This is a genomic window from Ktedonosporobacter rubrisoli, assembly GCF_004208415.1.
GTDB classification, from domain to species: Bacteria; Chloroflexota; Ktedonobacteria; order Ktedonobacterales; family Ktedonobacteraceae; genus Ktedonosporobacter; species Ktedonosporobacter rubrisoli.
On record NZ_CP035758.1, the window covers coordinates 1,466,775 to 1,490,464 of the forward strand.

General features: G+C 52.0%; 19 protein-coding genes. 13 read left to right on the forward strand and 6 right to left on the reverse strand.

The features are described 5' to 3' along the window. Positions 1–21 precede the first annotated feature (21 nt). The 5 genes from EPA93_RS06735 (at position 22) to EPA93_RS06755 (ending at position 4,361) form a co-directional block, all read left to right on the forward strand. Positions 22–1,047 (forward strand): ABC transporter ATP-binding protein, encoded by a 1,026-nt coding sequence (locus EPA93_RS06735; protein WP_129886314.1) that lies wholly within the window; start codon positions 22–24, stop codon positions 1,045–1,047. Beyond that, on the forward strand, positions 1,047–1,922 hold the full coding sequence (locus EPA93_RS06740; protein WP_129886315.1) for an ABC transporter permease: 876 nt from the start codon (positions 1,047–1,049) through the stop codon (positions 1,920–1,922). Before EPA93_RS06735 ends, EPA93_RS06740 begins: the two co-directional genes overlap by 1 nt. Positions 1,923–2,000: 78 nt before the next feature. Further along, a complete protein-coding gene (gene asnB, locus EPA93_RS06745; RefSeq protein WP_129886316.1) occupies positions 2,001–2,861 on the forward strand; it encodes an asparagine synthase (glutamine-hydrolyzing) in 861 nt (286 codons plus the stop codon). Further along, entirely contained in the window at positions 2,828–3,733 is a 906-nt protein-coding gene (locus EPA93_RS06750) for an asparagine synthase-related protein (protein WP_165422927.1), read from the forward strand. The genes asnB and EPA93_RS06750 overlap by 34 nt, the downstream gene beginning before the upstream one ends. Next, positions 3,666–4,361 (forward strand): cytochrome P450, encoded by a 696-nt coding sequence (locus tag EPA93_RS06755; RefSeq protein WP_165422928.1) that lies wholly within the window; start codon positions 3,666–3,668, stop codon positions 4,359–4,361. Before EPA93_RS06750 ends, EPA93_RS06755 begins: the two co-directional genes overlap by 68 nt. Before the next feature lie 280 nt (positions 4,362–4,641). Here EPA93_RS06755 and EPA93_RS06760 read toward each other — a convergent pair whose 3' ends face one another. Next, entirely contained in the window at positions 4,642–5,559 is a 918-nt protein-coding gene (locus EPA93_RS06760; RefSeq protein ID WP_129886319.1) for a LysR family transcriptional regulator, read from the reverse strand. A gap of 171 nt (positions 5,560–5,730) precedes the next feature. On the opposite strand from EPA93_RS06760, the gene EPA93_RS06765 reads away from it, so the two are divergent. Beyond that, positions 5,731–7,272 (forward strand): MFS transporter, encoded by a 1,542-nt coding sequence (locus EPA93_RS06765; protein WP_242527337.1) that lies wholly within the window; start codon positions 5,731–5,733, stop codon positions 7,270–7,272. A gap of 121 nt (positions 7,273–7,393) precedes the next feature. Here the strand turns inward: EPA93_RS06765 and EPA93_RS06770 are convergent, their stop codons facing one another. After that, positions 7,394–7,849, reverse strand: a complete 456-nt coding sequence (locus EPA93_RS06770; RefSeq protein WP_129886321.1) for an ester cyclase — start codon at positions 7,847–7,849, stop codon at positions 7,394–7,396. Between the two features lie 534 nt (positions 7,850–8,383). On the opposite strand from EPA93_RS06770, the gene EPA93_RS06775 reads away from it, so the two are divergent. From EPA93_RS06775 to EPA93_RS06795, 5 genes are all read left to right on the forward strand, one after another. Then, positions 8,384–8,905, forward strand: a complete 522-nt coding sequence (locus EPA93_RS06775) for a GNAT family N-acetyltransferase (protein ID WP_165422929.1) — start codon at positions 8,384–8,386, stop codon at positions 8,903–8,905. A 108-nt stretch (positions 8,906–9,013) separates the two neighbouring features. Then, positions 9,014–10,657 (forward strand): lysine--tRNA ligase, encoded by a 1,644-nt coding sequence (lysS, locus tag EPA93_RS06780; protein WP_129886323.1) that lies wholly within the window; start codon positions 9,014–9,016, stop codon positions 10,655–10,657. A gap of 109 nt (positions 10,658–10,766) precedes the next feature. Then, complete coding sequence (locus EPA93_RS06785) at positions 10,767–11,549, forward strand: alpha/beta fold hydrolase (RefSeq protein WP_129886324.1); 783 nt, start codon at positions 10,767–10,769, stop codon at positions 11,547–11,549. Positions 11,550–11,717: 168 nt separating this feature from the next. Further along, the gene (locus tag EPA93_RS06790; RefSeq protein WP_129886325.1) at positions 11,718–12,152 is read left to right on the forward strand and encodes a MarR family winged helix-turn-helix transcriptional regulator; all 435 of its coding nucleotides are present in this window, start codon (positions 11,718–11,720) and stop codon (positions 12,150–12,152) included. Positions 12,153–12,371: 219 nt separating this feature from the next. Next, on the forward strand, positions 12,372–13,247 hold the full coding sequence (locus EPA93_RS06795) for a TIGR03560 family F420-dependent LLM class oxidoreductase (RefSeq protein WP_129886326.1): 876 nt from the start codon (positions 12,372–12,374) through the stop codon (positions 13,245–13,247). Positions 13,248–13,368: 121 nt separating this feature from the next. Here the strand turns inward: EPA93_RS06795 and EPA93_RS06800 are convergent, their stop codons facing one another. Then, positions 13,369–13,782: a VOC family protein gene (locus EPA93_RS06800; RefSeq protein WP_129886327.1), complete on the reverse strand. Its 414-nt coding sequence runs from the start codon at positions 13,780–13,782 to the stop codon at positions 13,369–13,371. A 174-nt stretch (positions 13,783–13,956) separates the two neighbouring features. Beyond that, a complete protein-coding gene (locus EPA93_RS06805; RefSeq protein ID WP_129886328.1) occupies positions 13,957–14,829 on the reverse strand; it encodes an LLM class F420-dependent oxidoreductase in 873 nt (290 codons plus the stop codon). Positions 14,830–15,527: 698 nt separating this feature from the next. Between EPA93_RS06805 and EPA93_RS06810 the strand changes: the two genes are divergently transcribed. Then, the gene (locus EPA93_RS06810) at positions 15,528–16,961 is read left to right on the forward strand and encodes an MFS transporter (RefSeq protein ID WP_129886329.1); all 1,434 of its coding nucleotides are present in this window, start codon (positions 15,528–15,530) and stop codon (positions 16,959–16,961) included. Between the two features lie 96 nt (positions 16,962–17,057). On the opposite strand, the gene EPA93_RS06815 is transcribed toward EPA93_RS06810, so the two are convergent. Continuing rightward, on the reverse strand, positions 17,058–18,803 hold the full coding sequence (locus EPA93_RS06815) for a peptide ABC transporter substrate-binding protein (protein ID WP_129886330.1): 1,746 nt from the start codon (positions 18,801–18,803) through the stop codon (positions 17,058–17,060). A gap of 467 nt (positions 18,804–19,270) precedes the next feature. Here EPA93_RS06815 and EPA93_RS06820 point away from each other — a divergent pair, with 467 nt between their 5' ends. Next, the gene (locus EPA93_RS06820) at positions 19,271–22,411 is read left to right on the forward strand and encodes a winged helix-turn-helix domain-containing protein (RefSeq protein ID WP_129886331.1); all 3,141 of its coding nucleotides are present in this window, start codon (positions 19,271–19,273) and stop codon (positions 22,409–22,411) included. Between the two features lie 204 nt (positions 22,412–22,615). Here EPA93_RS06820 and EPA93_RS06825 read toward each other — a convergent pair whose 3' ends face one another. Then, positions 22,616–23,467, reverse strand: coding sequence for an LLM class flavin-dependent oxidoreductase (locus tag EPA93_RS06825; RefSeq protein WP_129886332.1), 852 nt, complete (start codon positions 23,465–23,467; stop codon positions 22,616–22,618). Between the last annotated feature and the right edge of the window lie 223 nt (positions 23,468–23,690).

Genomic DNA, 23,690 nt, shown 5'->3' on the forward strand with positions numbered 1-23,690 from the left:
TGACATGAAAGCGAGATGGGTATGGCAATACATCAACAAATCGCTGTTACTGTGCAAGAGCTGGTCAAGCGTTATCCCAATGTCACCCACAATGCGGTAGATGGTATTTCTTTCTCCGTGCAGCGTGGGGAAATCTTCGGCCTGCTCGGACCGAATGGCGCGGGCAAAACTACCACTATCGGCATCCTCACAACCCGCATCCTCCCAACGAACGGTACCGTCTCTCTCATGCAGATCGATGTGGTAAAAGATCCTATTGGCGTCAAACAGCGTATCTCAGTTGTTCCTCAACAGAGTAACCTCGATCAGAGTTTGCAGGCACGTGAGATATTAACGTTCCATGCAAGCTATCACGGGATTCCACGAGTGGAGCGGGAGGCAAAAGCCATGCTCCTGTTACAGGAATTCGGCCTATCTAACCGAGGCAAGGATCTGGTACGTCGCTATTCTGGTGGGATGGTACAGCGCCTTCTGCTTGCGCGTGCGCTTATGCATACGCCTGATGTGCTTTTCCTCGACGAGCCCACCACCAGCCTCGATCCCCAATCTCGCCTCTTTCTCTGGGATCGCATTCGTGAACTCAACCAGCAGCGCATGACCATTATTCTCACAACGCATGATATGGATGAAGCAGAACAACTGTGTGATCGCATTGCGATTATGGATCATGGAAAGATTCTCGTCATGGGCACTCCCGCTGAACTCAAAAAAATCATTCCAGGAGGAGAATGCCTGGAACTGCAAATCTGTATCCCTACAAACAGCATAAACAGTTCCGCAGTCAATGCGCAGACTGATCCTCATGCATATTTAAGAACTCTATTGAGCGAGCTGCCCGGAGTTGTAAAAACTGAAGTCTCGACTAAGGAAGACATGGTATCGGCGAGGAGCTTGCTGGTACGCCTGTATGCAGAGGATGCTTCAGCGCTGATTATTCCGGCCAGGCAGGCGCTTTACTCTCTCAACAGTGAAATTCAGAGTATGCGTGTAGCTCATACAAGCCTTGAAGAGGTATTTATTTATCTAACAGGAAGAGGTTTGCGGTGATGGCAAAGCAATCAGAGCAATCATCACTACAGATGATGGCCTCACTTTCTCCTACTACCCATGTACGTAGCCGCTTTCAGCTCGTCGTCCTGGCTTTTCTGGCGATGTTACGCCGCGATCTGTTGGTTACAGCTCGTCAGATCGTGGGTGTGCTGATCCAGGAGCTTATGCAATCCATATTTTTTCTCTTTATCTTTGGGCGCATCCTGCCCAATATCAATATGACGCAAGCCTATTTTGTAACGCTGTTCTTGCCAGGCATTATCGGGCTGACGACGATGCTCAGCGCTATCCAGGCTATCGCCTTCCCCCTGATACTCGATTTCGGCTTTAATCGCGAGATCGATGACCGTCTGCTCGCTCCATTACCTATCAGCCTGGTAGCAGTGGAGAAGGTCTTATTCGCGGCCATACGCGGCCTCTTTGCTGGCTCGGTCATGTTCCTTCTGGCCTACCTGATCCTGGGGAATGCTTTTCAGGTGCGCAACGATCTTATTGTCGCAATCATCGCTTTTATGATCCTTGCCGCGTTGACCGGCGCCTGTCTGGGTCTGACTATTGGTGCCTCGCTACAACCGGATCAGATGGGCCTGATTTTCTCATTGCTTATCGTTCCCATCATCTTCACAGGTTGCACATATTACCCCTGGACCTCTCTGTCCTCTGTCAGGTGGTTTCAGATTATTACGCTGTTCAATCCTCTGACGTATGCATCCGAAGGGTTACGTTACGCGATGATACGACCTGACAGGACGCAGACCTTGGCATTCTTGCCACCACTCTCTCCTCTGTGGGATATCGCGGGCCTGAGTATTTTCCTTATCTGTTTTTTGCTCATTGGTTTAAGTCTATTCCGCCGTCGTGCGCTCGATTAACCTTCGCTATCAGTCAACAGTGTTCTGCCCAACACATCATCACGGGTAGGCACAACTAGCCTTTTTGCAGGAGGAACTGTGTGCGGCATTGCTGGCATTCTTGGGAGAAATGATAGCCGTCTCATGAGACGAATGATAGAAGCAATCAAGCATCGTGGCCCCGATGGGCAGGGCTATTATAAAAATACGAATCAGAGTATGCTTCTGGCTTCCTGTCGTCTCAGCATCATTGATCTACAGGGTGGCTCACAGCCTGTATTCAACGAGACGCACAATAAATGCATAGTCTTCAATGGCGAGATCTATAACTACAAAGAACTGAGGGGCAAGCTACAGGCAAAAGGCCATTTATTTACAACTCATTCGGATACAGAGGTCATCATTCACCTGTATGAAGAATATGGCCCCCGTTGCGTCGAATATCTTCATGGGATGTTTGCCTTTGCTATAGCCGATGGTGATACGCTCTTTCTCGCTCGTGATCGCCTGGGCATCAAGCCGCTCTACTATGCCTTTCTGCCAGAGAAAAATCTTTTCATATTTGCTTCAGAGATCAAAGCCCTGCTGCAATGTGAGGAGCTTGATGTCACTCTTAATATGCAGGCTTTTGTTGACAGCATTGTGTTCTTCTATCCTGTCGGGGAACTCACGTTTTTCAAGGATATCCTGGAGTTTCAGCCCGGTCATACGCTGCTTGCCACACAGCGGGAAAATGGACAGATCGAGCTGCACGATCAGCGCTATTATGCCCTGGAGCTCACACCCGACGCGGGAATCTCTTTTGCGCAGGCGCAGGAAGAGCTAGCGGCACGCATACACTCAGCCGTCGCATCGCACCTCCAGGCTGATGTAGAAGTGGGTATCTCGCTCTCCGGGGGCTCGATTCGAGCGTTCTGGCGATGGCGATGCGGGAACAGGACACTGCTCGCCGCTTGTTAACGTTCACCGTCGCCGATACCGGAAGTCACCCCGATGCCAGACAGGCTGCACAACTCGCGCGGCATCTGCATAGCGAGCATCACTTTGTAGAGATTACCTTTGAGGATTTTTTTCAGGCCATCCCGATTACGATAGCTGCAGCCGAGATGCCACTGCTCCCGGCTTCTTCTTTCTACTCTTTATGCAAATATATCAGCCAGCGGGTCAAGGTTGCCCTTATCGGCGAAGGGGCAGACGAGATATTTGGCGGCTATCCTGAATATGTCGATCAGAATCGTCAGCTCTCTCGTATCAAGCGCAACATCGATCACCTCAAGGCGCACGGTTACCAGCCTGGTACACAGGTGCTGGCAATCTACGAACGGCTGGCCCAAGCACCAACATTTGACGAATATCTCAAAAGACTCTTTGAGATCAATCTGAAGGATCAACTTATTCATGATCATCTCGAATTTGTAGATAAGCTGGCAATGTCCGCCAGCCTGGAATATCGCGTTCCCTACCTGGATGACCAGCTTGTCGCTTTCGTGAATACCCTTCCTCTGCATTTCAAAGCCAACCGCGCGCTTGGCATCCACAAGCATATCCTTAAACGTACGGCTATCGAACACTATGGACCGGCGTTACTCGATATAGCTCTGCGCCGCAAGCTGGGCATTCCCTCCTCTAGCGTGAATTATAACAACAAATTCCGTCAACTCTGCTTCGAGCGATTGCCCGATAACTATCTGCGCAGGCATGAGCTGGGCCACTACTTTATGAGTAAAGAACAATTGCTGCTCTTTGAACTTTTCCTTGAGATCTTTGAACGCTACAGAGGCATCTTACCCGCTGGCTTCAGCATGGAACAGTTTTTACAGGAGAGAGCCTGACGGTAACAGACACAGAACTGAAAACTACAAAGCCGCTTCCATTCATTTTCGCTCAGGACATGAAACTACAGCCGTAGCTCTGACCTGGACCTGGTATTTACTCACACAACATCGTGAGATATATCAGCAGCTACAGCGGGAGGTTGATAGTGTACTGGAGGGCCGTGTGCCCACCTATCAGGACATGGCTCGCCTGCCCTACTGCTTGCAAGTATTTAAAGAGGCTATGCGTCTCTATCCGCCAGTTCCCGTCTTTTCACGGGCCGCGCTGCATGATATCGTCATCAACAATTATTTGCTCCGTCAGGGCCAGGCGGTCTTTCTTGCGCCATATACGCTGCACCGGCGCACCGACTCTTTCCTCGATCCTGAACGCTTTGATCCTGAACGTTTCTCGGAGGCAAACGAGCAACGCCTCCCACGAGGCGCCTATCTCCCCTTTGGAGAAGATTCACGCATCTGTATCGGTAAACATTTTGCCTTACTGGAAGGACCGCTCTTGCTGGCAACGCTGGCTCAACGCGTGACGTTTGAACTTGTTCCAGGACAACATATAGTCCCCGACCTGCGTAAAACGGCTGCTCTACGTCCCTCTCACGGCATCAAGGTGATTGTGCGGCGACGCTGACGGCTGTTAAGAAGGCTTCAACTATTGAAAAACTCTGTCAACACGCCTGTTTTTTTGAGCCTTACATATGGCCGCACTACACGGCCCAAGCTATTTTGCTATAATGACTATAAGAAATATCTTGCAAGTGATATTTTCTAAAAGTATCCTTTCTACCTTGCAAGCAGGAAGGTGCAATTTCTAGATTTATATGTAATCTGCTGAGCTGCCCTTGTCAGCAACGGAACCAGCATAAGAGATTTTCTAGAAAAGAAGAAATTGTACCTTTATAGATTTTGCGCTAGCTGCTGGCGCTGGACGGAGTACCTGGCGTTGCCGGAACACCCTCTATCATCGTGTTGATAAACTGCAAGGAGGCGGCCGGGAGTGTGCCAAAGCGGCAGTAGATGAGCGTAAAAGGGAATTCCTCGCTGAGATCGCTGATTGGCAGGAGCTTCAAGCCTGGAGTCGATTGGAGGAAGGCCGGGAGAATGAGCGCTACCCCACAGCCTAGCCTTACCAGCTCTTTTACCCCATCTATCGAATCTATCTCGGCCACCGGCTGTGCGGAAAGGCCGCGCAGATAGAGGAGACGTTCGGTTATTCTCCGCACGCGCGAGGACTCATCGAAGGCTATCAATGGTTCGGCTATGATGCGTTCAAGCGTAAGACTGGCAGGGTCCTCGTGCGTAAGAGGATGATCGAAGGCTACGAGCGCCTGCAACGATTGACGAAAAAGCTCTCTGGCAACTACAATATCCGATTGGATGATTGGATCAAAGGTCAGGCCAAGATCTATCTTCTCCTGCTCGACAAGGGAAACAAGCTGTTGCGCCGGGCTTACTTTCACCTGTAGATGGACGGCTGGATAGCGCTTATGGAAAGAGGCAAATACGCGTGGCAATAGCACAGAAGCCAGCGACCTGATGCTTCCAACATGGATGATCCCTTGCAGTCCCTTTTGCAATTTGACCATCATTTGCTGACCTTGTTGGGCGGCATCCAGGGCGCACTTAGCATAGGTCATAAATTCACGCCCGGCCGGCGTCAATTTTACGCGTTGTTTCTCGCGTCGAAAGAGCGCTACGCCTAGTTCGGTTTCCAGAGCGGCAATTTGTCTGCTCAAAGCTGGCTGGGCTACCAGGCATAAAATGGCGGCTTTACTAAAGTTCTGGGTTTGGGCGGCTGCTAAGAAATAGGCTAATTGCCGCAGTTCCATCCTCGTCTCCTTACCAGGTTATACGTTTTCGGCATGAACTTTCTGCCAAAAAGGTCTTGGACAAGATACCATCGGCTTAATTATACTCTGTATAAGGGCTCTTCAGTGCGGGGAGAAGAGTTTTACTTGCTTACCTCTTGTATCACACTATTCATCTGCAGGTTAATACATATGAAACAATCAGCCCATTCTTTATCAGGCGTCCAGCTACAATCCCAAACATTAGCTACAAGTAAGGCTCACGAAGGTTCAGGCAATAACAAATGGGTAGTCTTCTCAGTTACGGCTATCGGGGTTTTTATGGCCACGCTCGATAGTTCGATCGTCAATATCAGCTTGCCTTCTATCGCTACTTCGTTCGGGGTTCCGCTTAACGGAGCCGTTTCCTGGGTTATCATTGCCTATCTCATCGTTATGGCTTCGGCCTTACTGACAGCAGGACGTCTAGCCGACATGATTGGACGTAAGTCAGTTTGGAGCGCCGGGCTACTGGTCTTTATCTTGGGTTCGGCCTTCTGTGGGGCTGCTCCGTCTCTGGGATTGTTAATTGCTGCCCGTGCGCTTCAAGGTGTTGGAGGCGCTCTTATGCTCTCAGTAAGCCCGGCCATGATTACCAGCGCCTTTCCACTTCGGGAGCGGGGTAGAGCATTGGGGTTCAGCCAGGTCAATGTGGCGATCGCGGTTAGCGCTGGCCCTACGCTTGGTGGCTTTATTTTAGCAACGCTATCATGGCATTGGATTTTCTACGTGAACGTACCCCTTGGCCTGATCTGTCTGCTGGCTACCAGAATCTTTTTGCATGAGCCTGCTGTGCGTGCGCGAGGACGCTTTGATCCTTACGGGGCAAGTTTGTTAGCACTTGGCCTGGCCGGGATTATGGTCGCGCTCTCCTTTGGCGAAAACCTGGGCTGGACATCGTTTCCTGTCCTTGCCTGCCTCGTTATTGGCGCGCTCAGCCTGCTTGCCGTGGTCTTTGTTGAGCGGCGGGTTGCCTCGCCGATTATCGATCTATCGCTGTTGCGCCATCGTGTCTTCTCGCTGGCTTTGAGCAGTTATATGCTGGCGATGATGGCGCTCTTCGCCGTGAGCTTTGTGCTCCCTTTCTATCTTGAGCAGCTGCGCGGTTTTCCGGCCCAGCTTTCGGGACTTCTGCTTACGCCCTTGCCCCTGACGATGGGCTGCGTTGCGCCCTTTAGCGGTTGGCTGGCCGATCGCCTGGGGAGCCGCTGGTTAGCTGTTGTTGGGCTGGGCATTTCTTGTGTTGGCCTTGTATTGCTAAGCCAGCTCGATATGCAGAGTACGATCTGGGATATTGTGTGGCGTTTGATGGTGGTTGGCGCCGGTCAAGCCTGCTTTCAGGCTCCCAATAGCAGTACTATTCTTAGCGCGGCTCCCCGTGAGCGCCAGGGGATTGCTTCCGGCTTCCTGGGTACCAGCCGCGTCATCGGTCAAAGCACAAGCGTGGCTCTGGCCGGGGCGATCTTAAGTGGCTCGGGAGCGGCAAATGCCGGTCTGCAGCTGGTTTTACAGCGTACGGGTAGCGCACATATGCTGGTTCAGCCAGAGGTGCTTCAGCAGACCTTCCTATCAGGTTTTCACTTAGCTCTTCTTGTCTGCGCATGTATCGCTGTGCCTGGTATCCTTACTTCTCTCGTGCGCGGGGACGAGCGAGGCGTCTCCCACTTAAGCAAAAGCGAGCGCGATGCCGCCTGATACAGAATGAAGATATGGTAAGGCGCAAAATATGTCCCGGGTTAGCTTATAGTGCGTAAGGGACGCTTGCGCGCTAGCACGCTACTTTGTTCGGCAGGCAGGCGCGCAAGGCGAGTAAGGATTACTGAACGATTGGCAGATCGATGCCAAGCTGGGCAATGATGCCTTTGACGCCTCCCCCTGCGGTTGGTTCGACGTTGATAGAGCTTATCTTGTCGTCTCGTAAGGTATATTCCACATTCTCGGTTGGCAGCGAAATACTGCGCCCGGTTTGTGGAATAGGGGGTATGCCCAGGACGGGAATAATGAAGCTATCGGTCTGGTAGCCTGCTACATGCCAGGTAGCTGTAACGCGCGTCTCTTCTTCGCTCAGGAGGTTATGCAGGTTGAAGGTGAGGCCCGGTATGCCGTCTTTAAGGCTTCTGATGGCTTCCAGGAAGCCGTGTCGATTAAGCGGCCTGGGCGTCCAACCCGAGATGGTGAAGTCGTCGGCCAGCAAGGGCTCATATTCCTCTGGTTCGTTATTATCAAGAGCGGTCATAAAGTTCCGCACAAGCTCGATGGGATCTTCTACCATGAAGATTCTCTGCCTTTCTAGTTTGTCAACTGCTCAGAGTAGCTTCCACAGTTAAACACGATTCTTGCGGTTTAATGGTATCCTGATCTGCTCTTGTTTAAGTATATCTCTTCATTGGAGGTTAAATGTAGCTCCTGAGCTTGCATCTTCCCCTGGGTTAGAGGGTTATTTTCTGGTCTGCTTGGAAAGCTTGTTTTCTTGATAGCTTCTTATAGAGATTTCTAGAAAAGATTCCGATCTGCTTTTCTAGAAAAACATTTCTGCTACTTTTCTTGTTCTCTTTATTTCTGCTAAGGATGATTTCTGCAAATATGGCTATGAAGGCGTTTCTGTACTGCGTATACATGTATTTCTTATAGTCATATTGAGGGAGGAGGGCTATTGCTGGGGCGCTTGGGAATGGCTGAGCGCAAGAGGAAATTTCGTCAACTACATCTGGTAAAATAGCTTTATGCATGCTATATGGCGTTGTGTTTGGGTGAGATAGAAGCTGTATTTGCCATAATGTTGGTAAGCGTGCCAGGAGGAAAGCCAATGTGTGCTTATGAAGAAGAAAATATGCGCAGTAATTTTTCTGTTCCCGATAATGCTGATTCTGCAATTCGCGTACGTCCCTATCGCTCAGGGGATGAAGCCTTCGTCCTGAGCCTGGCGCCGCGCTTATTGACCGGGATGCCGCCCTGGCGCTCGGCGGAAAAGTGGCTTGGTGCCGTTCAGTATTGGATGAAACAGGATTTTAAGAATCATGGCAAGCGCTGTATGCTCTTTATTGCCGAGAATGAGCATGGAGAGAGACTGGGCTTTGCCAATGTGGCGTATGCTAAGCACTTTACAGGTGAGCCATATGCCTACCTGGGTGAGCTGGCGGTGAGCGAGGAGGTAGAGGGACATGGAGTCGGCAAGGCTCTTGTTCACGCCTGTGAGCAATGGGCGCGTGAGCAGGGTTATAGCTCTCTGGTGTTGGATACTGGTACCACTGATAATGAGCGGGCACGCAATTTCTATAAACGTCTGGGCTTTGTGCCAGAAAGCATCAAACTTACTAAACTACTGTGAACTGAGAGAAACTGGCTGCAGTAGCCAGGTACTGTTGCTTGCCAACCCCTGGGCTTTTTGGTATCCTGATGTCTGATTGAATATGCTAAGAAAGCGTTGGATGGAGCGATGAAAAGCGATTGGGTTGAGCAACTTTGTGATCGGATAGAGCTGCAGGTACAGAAGACAAAAGGCGCTGCCGCCACAATTATTTGTTCGTCGGGCATCAGTCCCTCAGGGCCGATCCATCTGGGGAATTTGCGCGAAGTGATGACGCCACATATTATCGTGGAAGAACTGCGCAAGCGGGGCCGGCAGGTGGAACATCTCCATATTTGGGACGATTTTGATCGTTTACGGAAAATTCCCGCCAATGTGCCTGCCGATTTTGCGAAATATATTGGCTGTCCGCTAGCTGATATTCCCGATCCCTGGGACGAGTATGCATCGTATGCTGAGCGCTATATGGCCGACTTTACGCAGAGCCTGCAACGCCTGGGGATTGCTCCTCGCTTCGTACGCCAATCCCTTGCCTATCGCAGCGGCAACTATACCGCGCAGATAAAAGAGGCGATGGCTCAGCGCTTCAAGATCTTCGATATTATCTCCAGCTTCCAGACCCTGCCCGGACAGCAGGAGAGCGCCGAAGAGCGCCGCGCAAGCTACTATCCTTTGCGCGTCTATTGCGAGAATTGCCATAAGGATACGACGACGATCTCGCAGTATGATGAGGAGACGGCAAGAATCGCATATGCCTGTAGCTCCTGCCAGTATGAGGGCGCGTTCAGCCTCAATGAAAAGGTTGAGTGCAAGCTTGTCTGGAAGGTCGATTGGCCGATGCGTTGGAGCGCTCTAGGCGTGGACTGTGAGCCGGCGGGAGCTGATCACGCGGCGCCAAACAGCAGTTTTTCGGTCGGACGGCAAATTGTGCAGGCGATCTACCATACTTCACCCCCTCAGTTCGTCGGCTTTGGCTTCGTTGGCATGGAGGGACGCACAAAGATCTCAAGCTCGGCCGGTACTTCAGCAACCATATCGTCGGCCCTGGATATTATCGAGCCCTGCATTCTGCGTTGGCTATATACGCGGCGCTCTTACAATCAGACGTTTATGATCGACTTTGGCCAGGGCTTGCTGCGTCTCTATGATGAATGGGATACGCTGGTAAAACAGCAGCGGGAGGGCAAGGCCAGTGAGGCGAATGCCAAGGCCTATGAGCGCGCCATTCACACTTCAGAGGGACCCGTAGGAAGTACTCCCCAGCCGGTACCATTCCATCTCCTGACCTCGGTGCTGGATGTGACGCAGGGAAACGTAGCACAAATGCTGCGTATCGTGGCGCAGTATAATGGCCAGGATCTTACCCAGGAGCTGCGGCCGGAACTGCTGGAACCTCGGCTGAGCTGTGCCCTCAATTGGGTAACGCGCTACTTGCCGGAGGACGAACGAACGCCGATTCGCTCAGCGTTTAATGCCGAGGCCTACGAACAGCTCTCCGAACTGGACCGCGCTAGCGTGCAGATGCTGGCGGAGCAGCTCGATATGTCATGGAAGCTCGATGCTCTGACTAATCTTATCTACAATATCGCTAAGATTGTGCGCGGGTTGCCTGTCGATACTCCTCCCGATGCGGCTCTGAAGCAGGCTCAGCGCTCTTTCTTCATTGCCATCTATCAACTTATCTGCGGGAGAGATACGGGGCCGCGTATCCCTACGCTGCTGCTCTCGCTGGGTAAAGAGAAGGTGAAAGCGTTACTGGTGCCTCAAGTATAATTCTTACATATCAATAGAAATGGGCCAGGCGGCAACTGTTGCCTGGCTTTTCTGTCTGCTTTCCCCTTTAAGACCTGACAACTATAGGTAACAGAAAGGAATTTGACCAATGCCATACGCAACAGCATCAGACGGAATCCGTCTCTATTACGAGGAAGTGGGGACAGGCGAGCCTCTTTTGCTCGTCAGTGGAAAGGGAAGCGATCATACAAGTTGGAGTATAGTGCGTGATGATTTTGCGCACAGCTACCATGTCATCGTCTATGATCATCGTGGGACGGGGCAAAGCGATAAGCCGTCAGAACCGCCATACACTATAAGCGGTTTGGCGCAGGATGCCATCGCTATTCTTGATCACTTGAACATTCAGCGTGCGCACGCTTACGGAGTCTCTATGGGAGGGAAGATCTGCCAGTGTTTGGGGATTGAGCATGCCGAGCGTATTGGTGCGCTGGTGCTTGGCTGCACAACTTCTGGGAATGCTCATGGCGTGCCCCGCTCGCCGGAGGTCAGTGCTATGATGGCAAGTCCTTCAATTGATACGCAGTTCGAACTCATGCTCTCACCAACCTGGGTCGCCGCGCATTCCGAACTGATTGCATCATATGTGTCGCAACAGTCCCCGCTGCCAGCGTATGTACAAAACCTGCACTCCCAGGCGAGCGAAGGATATGATAGCTGGGATCAGCTACCCACGATCAAAGCGCCGACACTTGTTATTCACGGCAGCGAAGACCGGGTGGTCCAGGCGGCCAATGCCTATTTACTTGCAGATCGTATTCCAAATGCGGAACTTTACATTGTGCAAGGAGGACGACACGGCTACTATCTGGAGTTTCGTGAAGAGGCAAGTCGCGTCGTTAACGAGTTTCTGGCTCGCCATCCGCTCTAGAACGGGTGGCAAGCCATCACAAGGCACGCTTTGCGTCAGGTAAACTACTCCTGTGACTGCCAGAAAGAAGGGAATTGTGTTGCCAGGTAAAGAGCCTGGCGGATTCGCTTGACAGATTTGCCAACTGATGGTTAAATATGTTTAGTCGGTTAACGATATGGGTAAACAATGGGTGATTTTATAGGCCTGTTTTCGCAGGTGACGAAAGCGAGTAAGGAAGCATTTGAACGCACACTTCAGCAATATGGCCTACATGCAGGCCAGCATTTTCTGCTAGAACAGCTCTGGGATGCTCAGGAAGATCTGACTATTGGTGAGCTGGCCAGTCGTCTTGACGTAGAAGATCCTTCGATTACCCGTTCTGTGCAACGTATGGCACGTCAGGGACTGGTTGAGAAGTATCCTCATCCCATAGATGCTCGCCAGGTGCTGGTGCGCCTGACTCTCAAAGGTCAGGCCCTGGAGCCAGTAATCAGGCAGATTATGGCTACTGGCGAGGAGTATATGCTGACAAACGTTTCGCCGATTGAACGTGCGCTTTTGATGCGTATCCTGGCACAAATACAGGAGAATCTAGAGCAAAAATTTCCTTTCCATATCTGATCACAGCTTCGATATGGATCTTTCACGCTTTGCCCAAATCGTTAACCGACTAACTTTTTGCTCAGATCATTAACCGACTAACTAAATTGGCATTTGTTTGAAGCTTTGTTGATTAATGCTTGCCTCCGGGTAGAGCGAGCATTAACAAGGCTTGGAGGCGTTGTTCTCGGATGAAATTTCTTATAGTCATATAACAGATTTGCAGAAAGGGGACTTGCGATGACGCGGCAAGCTTTGCATTTTGGCATTTCTTCGGGGCAGCAGCAAAGTACCTATGAGGACATTTTGCCGCTCTGGCTGGCGGCTGATGAGGAGCCATTGATTGAGCACCTGTGGACTTTTGATCATTTTATTCCGATTGGGGGAGTTGATCCTTCTGAGCCGTGCCTGGAAGGCTGGACGCTTCTCGCGGCGCTGGCGGCCAGGACGCAGCGCGTACGCGTGGGTATGATGGTCTCGGGCGTAACGTATCGCTACCCTGCTATCCTGGCCAAGCAGGCGGCAACTGTCGATCAAATCTCGCGGGGAAGGCTTAATTTTGGCCTGGGAGCTGCCTGGAACGAAGTGGAGCATACGGCATATGGTATTCCCTTTCCGCCTGCTAGCGAGCGCATCAAACGCCTGGATGAGGCTTGTCAGATCGTGCGCTTGCTCTGGACTGAGCAGGCTCCTACGTTCACAGGGCAGTATTATCAGCTTAAGGAGGCTTATAGCGAGCCAAAGCCGCTACAGCAGCCATCTCCACCTCTATTGATCGGGGCTTCTGGCCGGCAGATGCTCCGTATTGTGGCCAGGCACGCCGATATCTGGGGCGCGATGTGCAATACAGCTGAGGAGTTTCGGCAAAAGAGCGCACAGCTCGATGAGAATTGCCGTGCTCTCGCTCGCGATCCTGCGACGCTTGCTCGTATGGCTTCGGTGATGATCAATTCTCCTGAGCCCGACTGGTCTGCGCTACGAGCCTCGGCGCGCGCTTTTATCGAGGCTGGTGCCAGGCACCTGGTGGTGGTCCTGCGAGCTCCTTATCCCGAAGGGATCGTTAAATCTCTGGTCAGTGAGCTCTTTGCACCGTTGAAGGAATTTGCGCCAGTGTAGACCCGCTTTGCGCTTAAGCATTTATTGATTTTCTCTGCACTTTCCTGGAGAACTCTTAGCTGCCCCGCTAAATGCTCTCCAGGTAGCCAGGCTCAATCTTCAAGGCCTGGTTAGTTTGCACCTATGACTCTGACTCTTTGGGAAATTTGCCAAGAGTTGTGAAGATTTCAAGCACGTATCCATCGGGCGCGGCAAGCAGGGCGATGCGCGCAAAACCTGCCCGCTCTACCTGTGGTGGTGCGAGTGGGGTGGCGCCGCGCTTAACGAGATCGGCATAAGTTGCATCTACATCATCTGTCTGAAAAACTATGGCTGCCCGCGGCGCTGTGGATGTGCCCTGACCTGTGGGTGCCGAGGGAAGGTAGCCGGCAAAGTAGCTGGCGTCGAGCATCTCAATGCGTGTGTTGCCGGCGTCGAAGTAGGCATATGTGTTGTTCTGATCTTTGAAGATGAGGGAGAGGCCGACTATCTCCCGCCAGAAATGCAGGGAGGCCGAAAAATCGCTGACCAGCAGGCGGAAATTATCAAGTTTCATGTCCTTCTCCTTTGTTGCTCTGTATAATCTCAGTTCGTTCGTAGTTCTTATATAGAGTATACGCGGAAAGAAGGACAGCAACCGCCCTCGTTTTTCAGCTTTTTCGGCTTCTTTACCGAATGGTCAGGAAAAAGTTTGTTAACTCCACCTGCCGGCTGAGGATGGGCAAGAAGCCTAATCCTCAAATGCCGCCTTAAATGGTTTGATGATCTCTTCATCAAGGCGATGCACGATGCCTTCTGGATAGGGTGCGCGTAAGCTCAGAATGAGGTGCGTTGCGCCGGCCTGAATGTATGCCTGGAGCATGCTACGCGTTTCTTCAAGATTCGCGGGATTGACCAGGCTCTGAATTGAGCGTTGGATTGTTTGGGGATCACGTCCAATGGCGGCGCAATGCTTGTCGAGAACGGCGCTCCTCTGCTGGAAAATCTCTGGGCCGCCGCCGACAAAGTTCCAGATGCTGGCGTATTGGGCCACAATGCGCAAGGTTAATTTCTCGCCGGAGCCACCAATCACAAAGGGTGGATAGGGCTTCTGCACGGGCTTTGGTTCGCAGTAGGCTTCTTTGATCTGGTAGTATTTGCCGGCAAAGTCTGGCGCGGTTTCGCTCCACATACGCTTAATGATTTCGCATGCCTCGCCAAGGCGGCGGATACGCTCACCTGTGGTGTAGAGAGGAATACCATAGGAGTTGTGTTCTCTCTCGTTCCAGCCTGCGCCAATACCGAAGTCCAGGCGACCACCAGAAATAATATCGACTGTGGCGGCCATATTGGCCAGCACCGCCGGGTGTCGATATGTGTTGCCTGTTACCATCAGGCCAATGCGCACGCGTTTGGTGAGTGCTGCATAAGCTGATAGTAGCGTCCAGCCTTCCAGGCAGGGACCGGTAAAATCATTGCCCAGGGGCATAAAGTGGTCGAAGAGCCAGGCGTGTTCGATGGATGGAAGGCTGTCGGCCTCCTGCCAGACGCGAAGCATATCCTCATAGGTTGTATGCTGTGGTGCAGTTTTGATGCCAAAGCTTAATTTTTTGCCTTCTGTCATGTGACTGCCTTTCGTTGCTAATCAGGCTCTGGCCCGGATCTGCTCAGGGAGGCATTGCTTGGGCCAGAACCATTGATGCTTTGTACCTGATCAGGTACTATGTCTTTTTTGGCTCTGGAAGAAGTTCCAGTGAATTTGTGCCGGCTCTAAGATATTTCACCCTCAGTATATGAGAAAAGTATGCCTGAATAAAATGTCCAAAAAGACGATGTGCGCTAAGCTAAAAGCTAGTATAATAGTAATGTTCAGAAAGGCAAGTTCAGAAAGATGAGAAACGTGTCAGACGGGCACGGGAAACATTACACGTCTCACTATTCTCTTATGAGACGCAAGAAAAAACTTCTCCATTCTTGCACCTTTTATGAGAAGCCAGCACGCTGAAATGGCCATGGCCAAAAACCGCTAGCTTATCTCTATTCTATCGCGTATTATTGCTTTAGCAACATAGAAATATCGTCACAAAATTCTCCCTTTTATATAAGAATTTTCATTACTACTATATTGTCGCTGGCGATCTATGCCTCGGCGGTGCTGCTTTCCCCAGAGAGCTGAAAGAAGCGAAAGATCAAATCTTTGTGCCCACTTTAGTGCTTGCCGGCTAATAGCGTAGCGCTATGAGGCTGTTATTTCGGCCAGCTTTTTTGCTCTGCTTTCGATAGCGAGCAGGCGAGGTTGGGCAGAAAAGGAAGGAGTATAGCGTGTCGAATACGCGAAAAGCGCAAAATACTATAGGGACATTTATTGTCAACGCATATCCTGCTGTGCCAGGACAGGAAAAACCGGGCCGCAATCAGTTTATACGCAATCTCTGCCTGGCAGCTATTTGCTTTGGCTTCTTTATGGTTATTCTTGATACGACTGTTGTGGATGTGGCTTTGCCTGGCCTGCAGAGGCAGTTTGGAGCTTCTATTGCTGAGCTTCAATGGGTTGTGGATGGTTATATGCTAGTATATGCCGGCCTATTGCTCACTGCGGGAGCGCTGGGCGATCGACTGGGCAATAAGCGGATCTTTCTAATTGGTCTTGTGCTCTTCACTTGTGCTTCTGCTCTCTGTGGTATCGCTCCCGATATGAGTTTATTGCAGTTTGCGCGCGTGGCGCAAGGATTAGGGGCAGCATTACAGGTACCCGCTTCACTAGCGCTGCTCAATCATACTTTTCCTGATGCACGTGAGCGAGACAGGGCTATTGGCATTTGGGGCGCTGTTGCTGGGATAGCTGCTGGTGCTGGTCCAGTCATAGGCGGTTTGTTGATCAACGTTCTGGGCTGGAGAAGTATTTTCTTCCTCAACGTTCCTCTGGGCCTTGCCGGTTTCTTGCTTACCTGGCGCTTTGTGCCTACTGTCCCTGGCTTGCCACAGCGTGGCTTTGATCCAGGTGCTCAGGTCGCCGGTATTATCGCACTTGGCCTGCTTACGCTAGCTAGCATTCAGGGCAACGCATGGGGCTGGAACTCGTTGCCTATTCTAGGAGCTCTGGCCGGCTTTATAGTAGCAGCACTCCTTTTCCTACTTATCGAGCGCAGTTCTACAAATCCTATCCTTCCACTCCATTTCTTTGCCTCACCAACTTTCTCGGCGGCAACGACTATAGGATTATTGCTCAATTTCGCTTTCTATGCCCAGTTGTTTCTTGTGAGCATCTTCTTTCAGCAGATCTGGGGTTATTCTGCTCTTATTACGGGCCTGGCTCTCTTGCCGGAGGGAGGCGTGATTGCAATTTCCTCTGCTCTTTCTGGAAAGGTGACAGCTCGTACCGGACCTCGTTTACCTATGGTCATTGGCCTTTGTATTGGTGGGTTCGGTTTTTGGCTAATGATGCTGATCAATTCAAATACCGCTTATCTGCTGCTCTGTCCTATGCTTATCGCTATAGGATTTGGGATCTCGTTCACGATGCCCGCTATGACGACTGCTGTTGTTTCATCTGTGCCGCGTGAGCGTTCAGGCATAGCTTCTGCAGTATTGAACACAAGTCGACAAGTAGGGGAAGTGCTCGGCGTGGCCTTACTTGGTTCCCTTATTGATGTACATAGGGCTTTTATGACAGGTATGCATGTGGCTTTGGGGATCGCTGGCGGGGCTTTTTTGCTCGGGGCTGTCCTCTCGTTCTGCTTTGTGCAGCGGGCATAGAGATTGGCTATGCCGCGAATATTACAATCCCTCTCTTCCACAAATGAAGAGAGGGATTATATTGTGCCTGAGGCACAAATGGGCTTTGTCGGAAACCTACGAGACAGAGACGTTGGCGCAGGGCGTGGCCGTGGAGATATAGATGTTGCTCCAGTTATCGGGAGGCGTCATCCCCAGCGAATTGACGGCAAAACCCTGGACGCAGGGCTTGCGCAGGCCGTAGAGCGTCTCTTGATCAAGCGGTAGCCAGGCCACATCATTGACCAGGGTTTGTTCGATCTTATTGTAGGCTGCGTAGCGTGCCGTAGAATCGCGCATAAGATCGGCCTGGGTCATTTGTTGCTGTAGGGCCTGTTGTGCTGCTGCATCCGGTCCATTGTTCTGGCCAAAGCCTGAGGCGTTTTGTGCGGTATCCTTGCCAAACATGAGCGTAATCCAGTCCTGGGGGTCCGGATAATCGGCGGCCCAGAAGCTCTGATAGCTCTGGTAAGGATTTGCGCTGACGCCACTATTGATGTTGGTGCCAAAGATATTTGAATTGACATCATTCAGCTTGACGTTGACCCCAAGTACCTGCTGCCACATCTGTTGCACGGCGGCCATCTCGTCGCGTAGGGCTTGTACACCGCCGCTGAGATAAGCTACAGAGATGGATGGTAACTGGCTAACGCTGCTGTAGCCTTCCTCGTGTAAGCCTTGCTGTAACAGAGCTTTGGCCTTCTCAGCATTGCCGGCCAGGCTGGTAGTTCCGTCCGGGCCGGTCAATCCGGCGTCAAAGCCTGGCATGCCTTGCGGGACAATATGGTTGGTGGCCAGGTAGGACCCCTTCCAGATCTGTTTCGCGATAAGCTCTTTATTGATGGCCAGGGCGAAGGCTTGACGAATATGCATATTATCAAAAGGCTTCTTGGTATAGTTGAGCCCTAGATAATCGATCTTCAGATAAGGTACCTGGAAGAAGTCGGGGCGCGTTTTATCTCCCTCGTAGTTGGCTAGCGGGATAACGGCATCATCAAGCCGATTGATAAGATAATCCTTCTCGGTTGTGTCGGCGTTCTTATAGAAAGGATAGATCAGCTCTTTTAACTGCGGTTTGGGGCCGTAGTAATTGTCATTGGGAATGAGATCGAGCTCTTTGTCATGCGTATATTGCTTGACTTTAAAGGGGCCTGCACCGCCGCCTTCGGCCAGGTGATCGGTCCATTGGGTTCCATACTTCTCTACGACGCTTTTCTCGACAGTAAACGCGCAGGGATAGGTCATGGTATCCAGGAAGAAGGCAATAGGCTTGCTTAGCACGATTTTGAGTGTGTTGTCGTCGGGAGTGAGCAGGCTATCGCCGATGATGGTCTTTAATTTGCCCCCATTTAGCTTATCGCTATCCTTGATGTAGCCCATGTAGTACAGGCCGGTGGTAGATTTTGTGGCCGGCTGCAAGGCCCGGTCAATGCTATAGGCGACATCGTGCGAGGTCAGAGGCGTGCCATCACTGAACTTGAGGTCGGGCTTGAGATGGAAGGTCCAGGTCAGGCCGTCAGCTGAGGTTTCCCACGATTGGGCAAGTTGAGCGTGGATGCGCGCTTGCTGGTCCAAAGAGACCAGGCCTGTGAACATTGTTTCGATTGCTGTCGCACCATTGACGTCGAAGACAATGGCCGGATCAAGGGTGTTAAAGTCCGAAGCTCCCGCTCCGGCTGAGACGACGCTGACAAGCACTTGCTTGTTGTCGGGCGCTTTGCTATGTTGACTCGTCTGCGTTGTGCTGGTACTGCCTCCACAAGCTGAGATCAACAGGACTGTCAGAAAGAAGATAGGCAGCAATGGTTTATACTGTGACTTCATAGAAATGCTTATTACTCCTTTCCTTTGCTGCACTGGAATGCCCTATAGAATAATCATATCCGCTAGTTTGCTATAATTACCTCCTTTTACTTATCAAAGGCCGATCATACATTTCTCTTTTTTTAATGACGAGCACGAAGTTTACTTATAATTGCGCTTAAGCGTTGAAATGAATTATAGTAAAATCGAAAAGTACTCGCTTTTATATGGCCAGTCGATGGAAGGATGATTGATAGTAGTATTACGTCTTAATCTGATCTTGTATCACACGCGATTTGTCCTGTTTTGCGATAACCCTGCTGGGTACGCATGCCAACAGGATTAGCGGTCCGCTAATCCTTACGAAAGTTTTTTTGGGGGCTTCTACCTGGAGTTTTGGGGACCACTTGTTTGTGCTTCCTGAGCAAGATATAATCGCCTCTATAAAGATATCAAGAGAGCAGGCAAAGGAGGTTTGGCGATAAGCGATGCCACGAGCCGCAACATATGTGCTAACCTGGCTCCCGGAGCAAGTAAGATATGGGTTATTTGCGCAGAAAAGCCAGGAGCAGTTTGTCTTCTATGCAGATGATGCAGCCTGGCTTTCCTGGTTGGCGACGCATAGGGCATTTTCTTTCCAGGGACAGCATGGGGAGCGGCTAAATCTGCTCAAGGAGGCGCGCACACCGGGCAAGGAGGGCTACTGGTATGCCTATCGGCGCCAGGGTGGTCGTAAGCTAAAACGCTATGCTGGGCGCAGCGCTAATCTGACACCGGCTCATTTAGAAGATGTGGCCCGGGCCTTTGCCGGACACGATGAGCAGAACGCTGCAGCGTTGCCGGAAGCCGATCGGGAGGAGCTGGCCAATGCGCGACTACAGGAGGCAAGTGCTACGTCTCAGCCTCCATCCTTACTTGTGCCTAAGCTCCTCTTACCTCGTTTGCCCTCGGAGCTTGTCCCTCGTCAACATCTGCTTGCCCGCCTGAATGAAGGCCTGGGTCGCAAGCTTACAGTGATTACGGCTCCGGCCGGCTTTGGCAAGACAACGCTGGTGCGTCAATGGATTGAGGCCTCGGCTAAGCTTGATCACTTTCCGCCTGTGGCCTGGGTCTCGCTTGATCCAGAGGATGACGATCCTCTACGCTTCTGGCACTACGTACTAACGGCCATGCAGACTTTACCGGGCGCCCCGGGCCGCGCTGCCCTGGCGCACCTTTCGGCCTTGAGGCCGCCCCTGGCCTTATCTGCGCTTAAAGCTGTGCTCACCGTATTCTTGAACGAGCTTGCACCACTTAGCGGGCGGCGCCTGCTAGTTCTTGAAGATTACCATGTGATAATTGCTTCCCAGCTTCACGAAGCGCTGGCTTTTATGCTCGACCATCTTCCACCCTCGCTGTCTTTAGTACTGCTTAGCCGTAGCGATCCGCCCTTGCCTGTGGCGCGCTGGCGTGCTAGAGGCGAGCTACTAGAGATACAGGCAAGTGAGCTACGCTTTTCGCATGAGGAGACTGCAACGTTCTTGCAGCAGGCTTTACCTTTCGCGCCAGCTCCAGAGACGCTTGCGCGCCTTGAGGCCCATCTGGAAGGCTGGGTGGCCGGGCTACGCTTGCTCGCCTTAGCTTTACAGAATCGTAGCGATCCGCAGGAAATTGAGCAGGTTCTTGCCGCCTTTACTGGCGGCCATCGCTATTTGCATGATTACTTTGCTGGGGAGGTTCTCGGCTCACAGTCGGAAACGCTGCAGAGCTTTTTGCTGCAGACAAGTATTCTCAGTCGCATGTGTCCCTCGCTCTGTGATGCAGTGACCGGGAGAGATGATAGCGCGCAGATCCTGGAAGCTGCTGAGCGCGCGGGCCTCTTTCTGCAATCGCTTGACGGCGCCGGACCGTGGTATCGCTATCATCTGCTCTTTGCCGAGGCTTTGCGGACCCAGGCTCTCCGACAACTTGGGGCGCAGGCCTTGCAGCTGGGTTTGAATAAGGCGAGCGCCTGGTATGAGGAGCATGAGATGGCTGTAGAAGCGGTTGAGATGGCTCTGCAGGCGCGTGAATGGTCGCGCGCCGCTCTCTTGATGGAGCGCTACCTTTGGACGCAAAAAACGATTGAACGCTACGATGTGACCACCCTGCGCTGGCTGGAGCAGTTGCCAGAACAAGTGCTGGAGAAACATCCTGAGCTGTGTTTAATCTATGTGATGGTGCTCATGTTCTCTCAGGATCGCAGCTCGCCGGAGACGATGAGCTCGCTTCAAAGGCCGTTAGCGATGGCCGAACACTACTTTGAGGAGACCGGCGACAATTTGCAGTTGGGAGCCGTGCAAAGTATATACTCCTTATTGACCTGGTGGCAGGGAAAGCTTCCTCAGTCTTTGGCGGCGGCCAGACGAGCTCTGACACTCTTGCCGGAACATGAAACCCTATGGCGTAATTCTGCTCTGATTATTACAGGGGGCGGTGAGCTCTATGCTGGGCGGCTTGATAGAGCGCGTCAGATGGCCTCTGAGGCGTATTCCCTCTTTTTAACTACCGAGGCGAATACTTATGGTATGAATGCGGCAATCATGCTGCTCAATGAGGTCTGTTTTCAGCAAGGCGAGCTCCACCAGGCTGCACACTATCTGCGGCAGCTCCTTGATAGCGAAGATCCTCCCGATCAGGGATATGCTTTGCTGGGGCTGGCACGGCTTTCCTATGAATGGAACGATCTTAAGGCGGCAGAGCAACAGGCGCGTCAGGTGCTGGCGCTTGCTCAACTTCATAGCGATGAGCTTGGCAGATGTCATGCCGAACTTTTTTTGCAGATTCCCGGCTCATTGGTGCTGGCTCGCGTCTTGTTTGGCCTGGGCGAGATCCTGCAGGCCCAACATCTGGTACACGAGATGCTGGTCCTGACGCAAGAGCGCGGGTGGTTGTATCTTCAGCGGGAAGCTCTTACTTCTCTGGCTCGCCTAAACCTGGCTGCTGGGGACTTGCCGGCGGCTCAGCGCCAGTTGGATACGTGCCGACAGCTTGGCAAGGAAATTCGTATCCAGCAGCGGGAACAAGAGGCCCTCATATCTGTGCGCCTGCTTATCGCGCGTGGAGAGTGCGCGGAGGCTCTGGATTTGCTTGCGTCCTGGCAGCTAAAGGCGCAAGAACAGCAACGCAGAGGTAGCGAGCTGGAAATCCTTGTGCTTAAGGCGCGGGCCTATGCTGTTTGTGGCAATTTAGCGCAAGCTGTGGTGGAGCTCAAGGAAGCCGTGATGATAGGTCAGCCGGAAGGTTATCAACGCGTCTTTCTTGATGAGGGCGTGGATCTGCTGCCTGCTTTGCGGGCGCTCCTGCTCAATCTGCCCAATGAGCAGCAAGTGAGCTATGTGCGGGATTTGCTCGCGGAATTTGCTAAGTCCCAGGAGGGGCGGCTTATCCCTTCGCCGGAAGCTTCCTCATTCCTGCTTGAGCCACTGAGCTCGCAGGAACAGCGTGTGTTACGCTTGCTGGCGGCTGGACGCTCTAATCCAGAAATTGCCAAGGAGCTGGTTGTCTCTATCAATACCGTCAAGACACAGGTTCAGAGTATCTATCGCAAGCTTAACGTCAAGAACCGTTGGGAGGCGCGTGCTACGGCCCAACGCTTGCAGCTCCTCTAACCTCTTTTGTGCTCCTTCTTTTTGCGCCAGCCGCTTTCCTGTCTTTGCCTATGAACGCTGCTTCTCAGGCATGATTTCCTCTGACCAGGCTTTGCAGCTCTGTGAAATAGATGAATAGTAGGCAAAGGCGTAACGGCCCACTCACGAGGAGATGAACGGGCTCATTTTGTGCTCCCTTCTGCTCTTCTCGCGTGAGCTGTGCATTTAGAGGGAAGGCGGACCCTGACGAATGGTTTTGCGCACTTCTTCGGCATCGAATACCGAGAAGAAGCCACCCAGAGCCCAGGTTACGCCAGCCTCGGCATAGGCCTGCAGCTTGCTGCGCTTTTGCTCGTCGTTGGCTGCGGCAAAGACTTGAGCATGGATGGCGATATCAAAGGCTTTGTCCTGGCTGCGGCGCTCGTCGATCAGCTGCTTGAGCTCCTGAATGTCCGCAGGAGTCAGCTGCGCGTAGGAGCCATCTGGATTTACGGCGAAAGGATTGGCGCCTTCGTAGCGGGCTGCGCGGGCCAGGGGCTTTTTATATGGCCAGAGCCAGCCTATCCAGAGAGGAATGCCTGAAGCCTGGACAGGCGGAGGTAAGAAGGTGATTTCGTCGACCTGATAATGCTCTCCCTGGTAGCTGAAAGGCTTGCCGCTCCAGAGGCCTTGCAAGATATCAAGGCTTTCATCAAGCATGCGCGCGCGCTTCTTAAGATCCATCTCTTCTCCGAAGGCCTCAAAGGCCAGGTCGTGCTCGTCGCCGGAACCAACGCCAAGAATGAGGCGACCATTGGAGAGGTGATCGAGGGTCACGGCTTCGCGGGCCATTTTCCAGGGACGTCGCCGTGGCGGAGCGCTCACCAGGAGCCCAAGCTTGATACGTTCAGTGCTCACGGCCACTGCAGCAAGATCAATCCAGGGATCACTCGTGGGAATGGCCGCGTGGCCATAATGGATGGTATCCGAGAGGAAGAAGCCATCCCAGCCAGATTCTTCGCCAAGCCGGGCCAGTTCTGCCAGGGTACGTGCATCGCTGTAGCTCCCCATGTTGGGGAGCACCAGACCATACTTCATCTGTTTATTTCCTTTGCTTTGATCTATTCTTCTCTATCTGTTGTACAGAAACATTGTAGGGCCTGACATCATGTCAGAGTCAAGCCTTGACAAAATCACCCGCTCAATCACCTGCTGAGGCGATGCCCCGCCAGTCTGTTAGCATTTACACTCTAGACATGCAATCTGCTTGTGCGTTTTGTTCACCTTCTCTATGTCTGTTCTTTGAGTATGATGAAAGGAT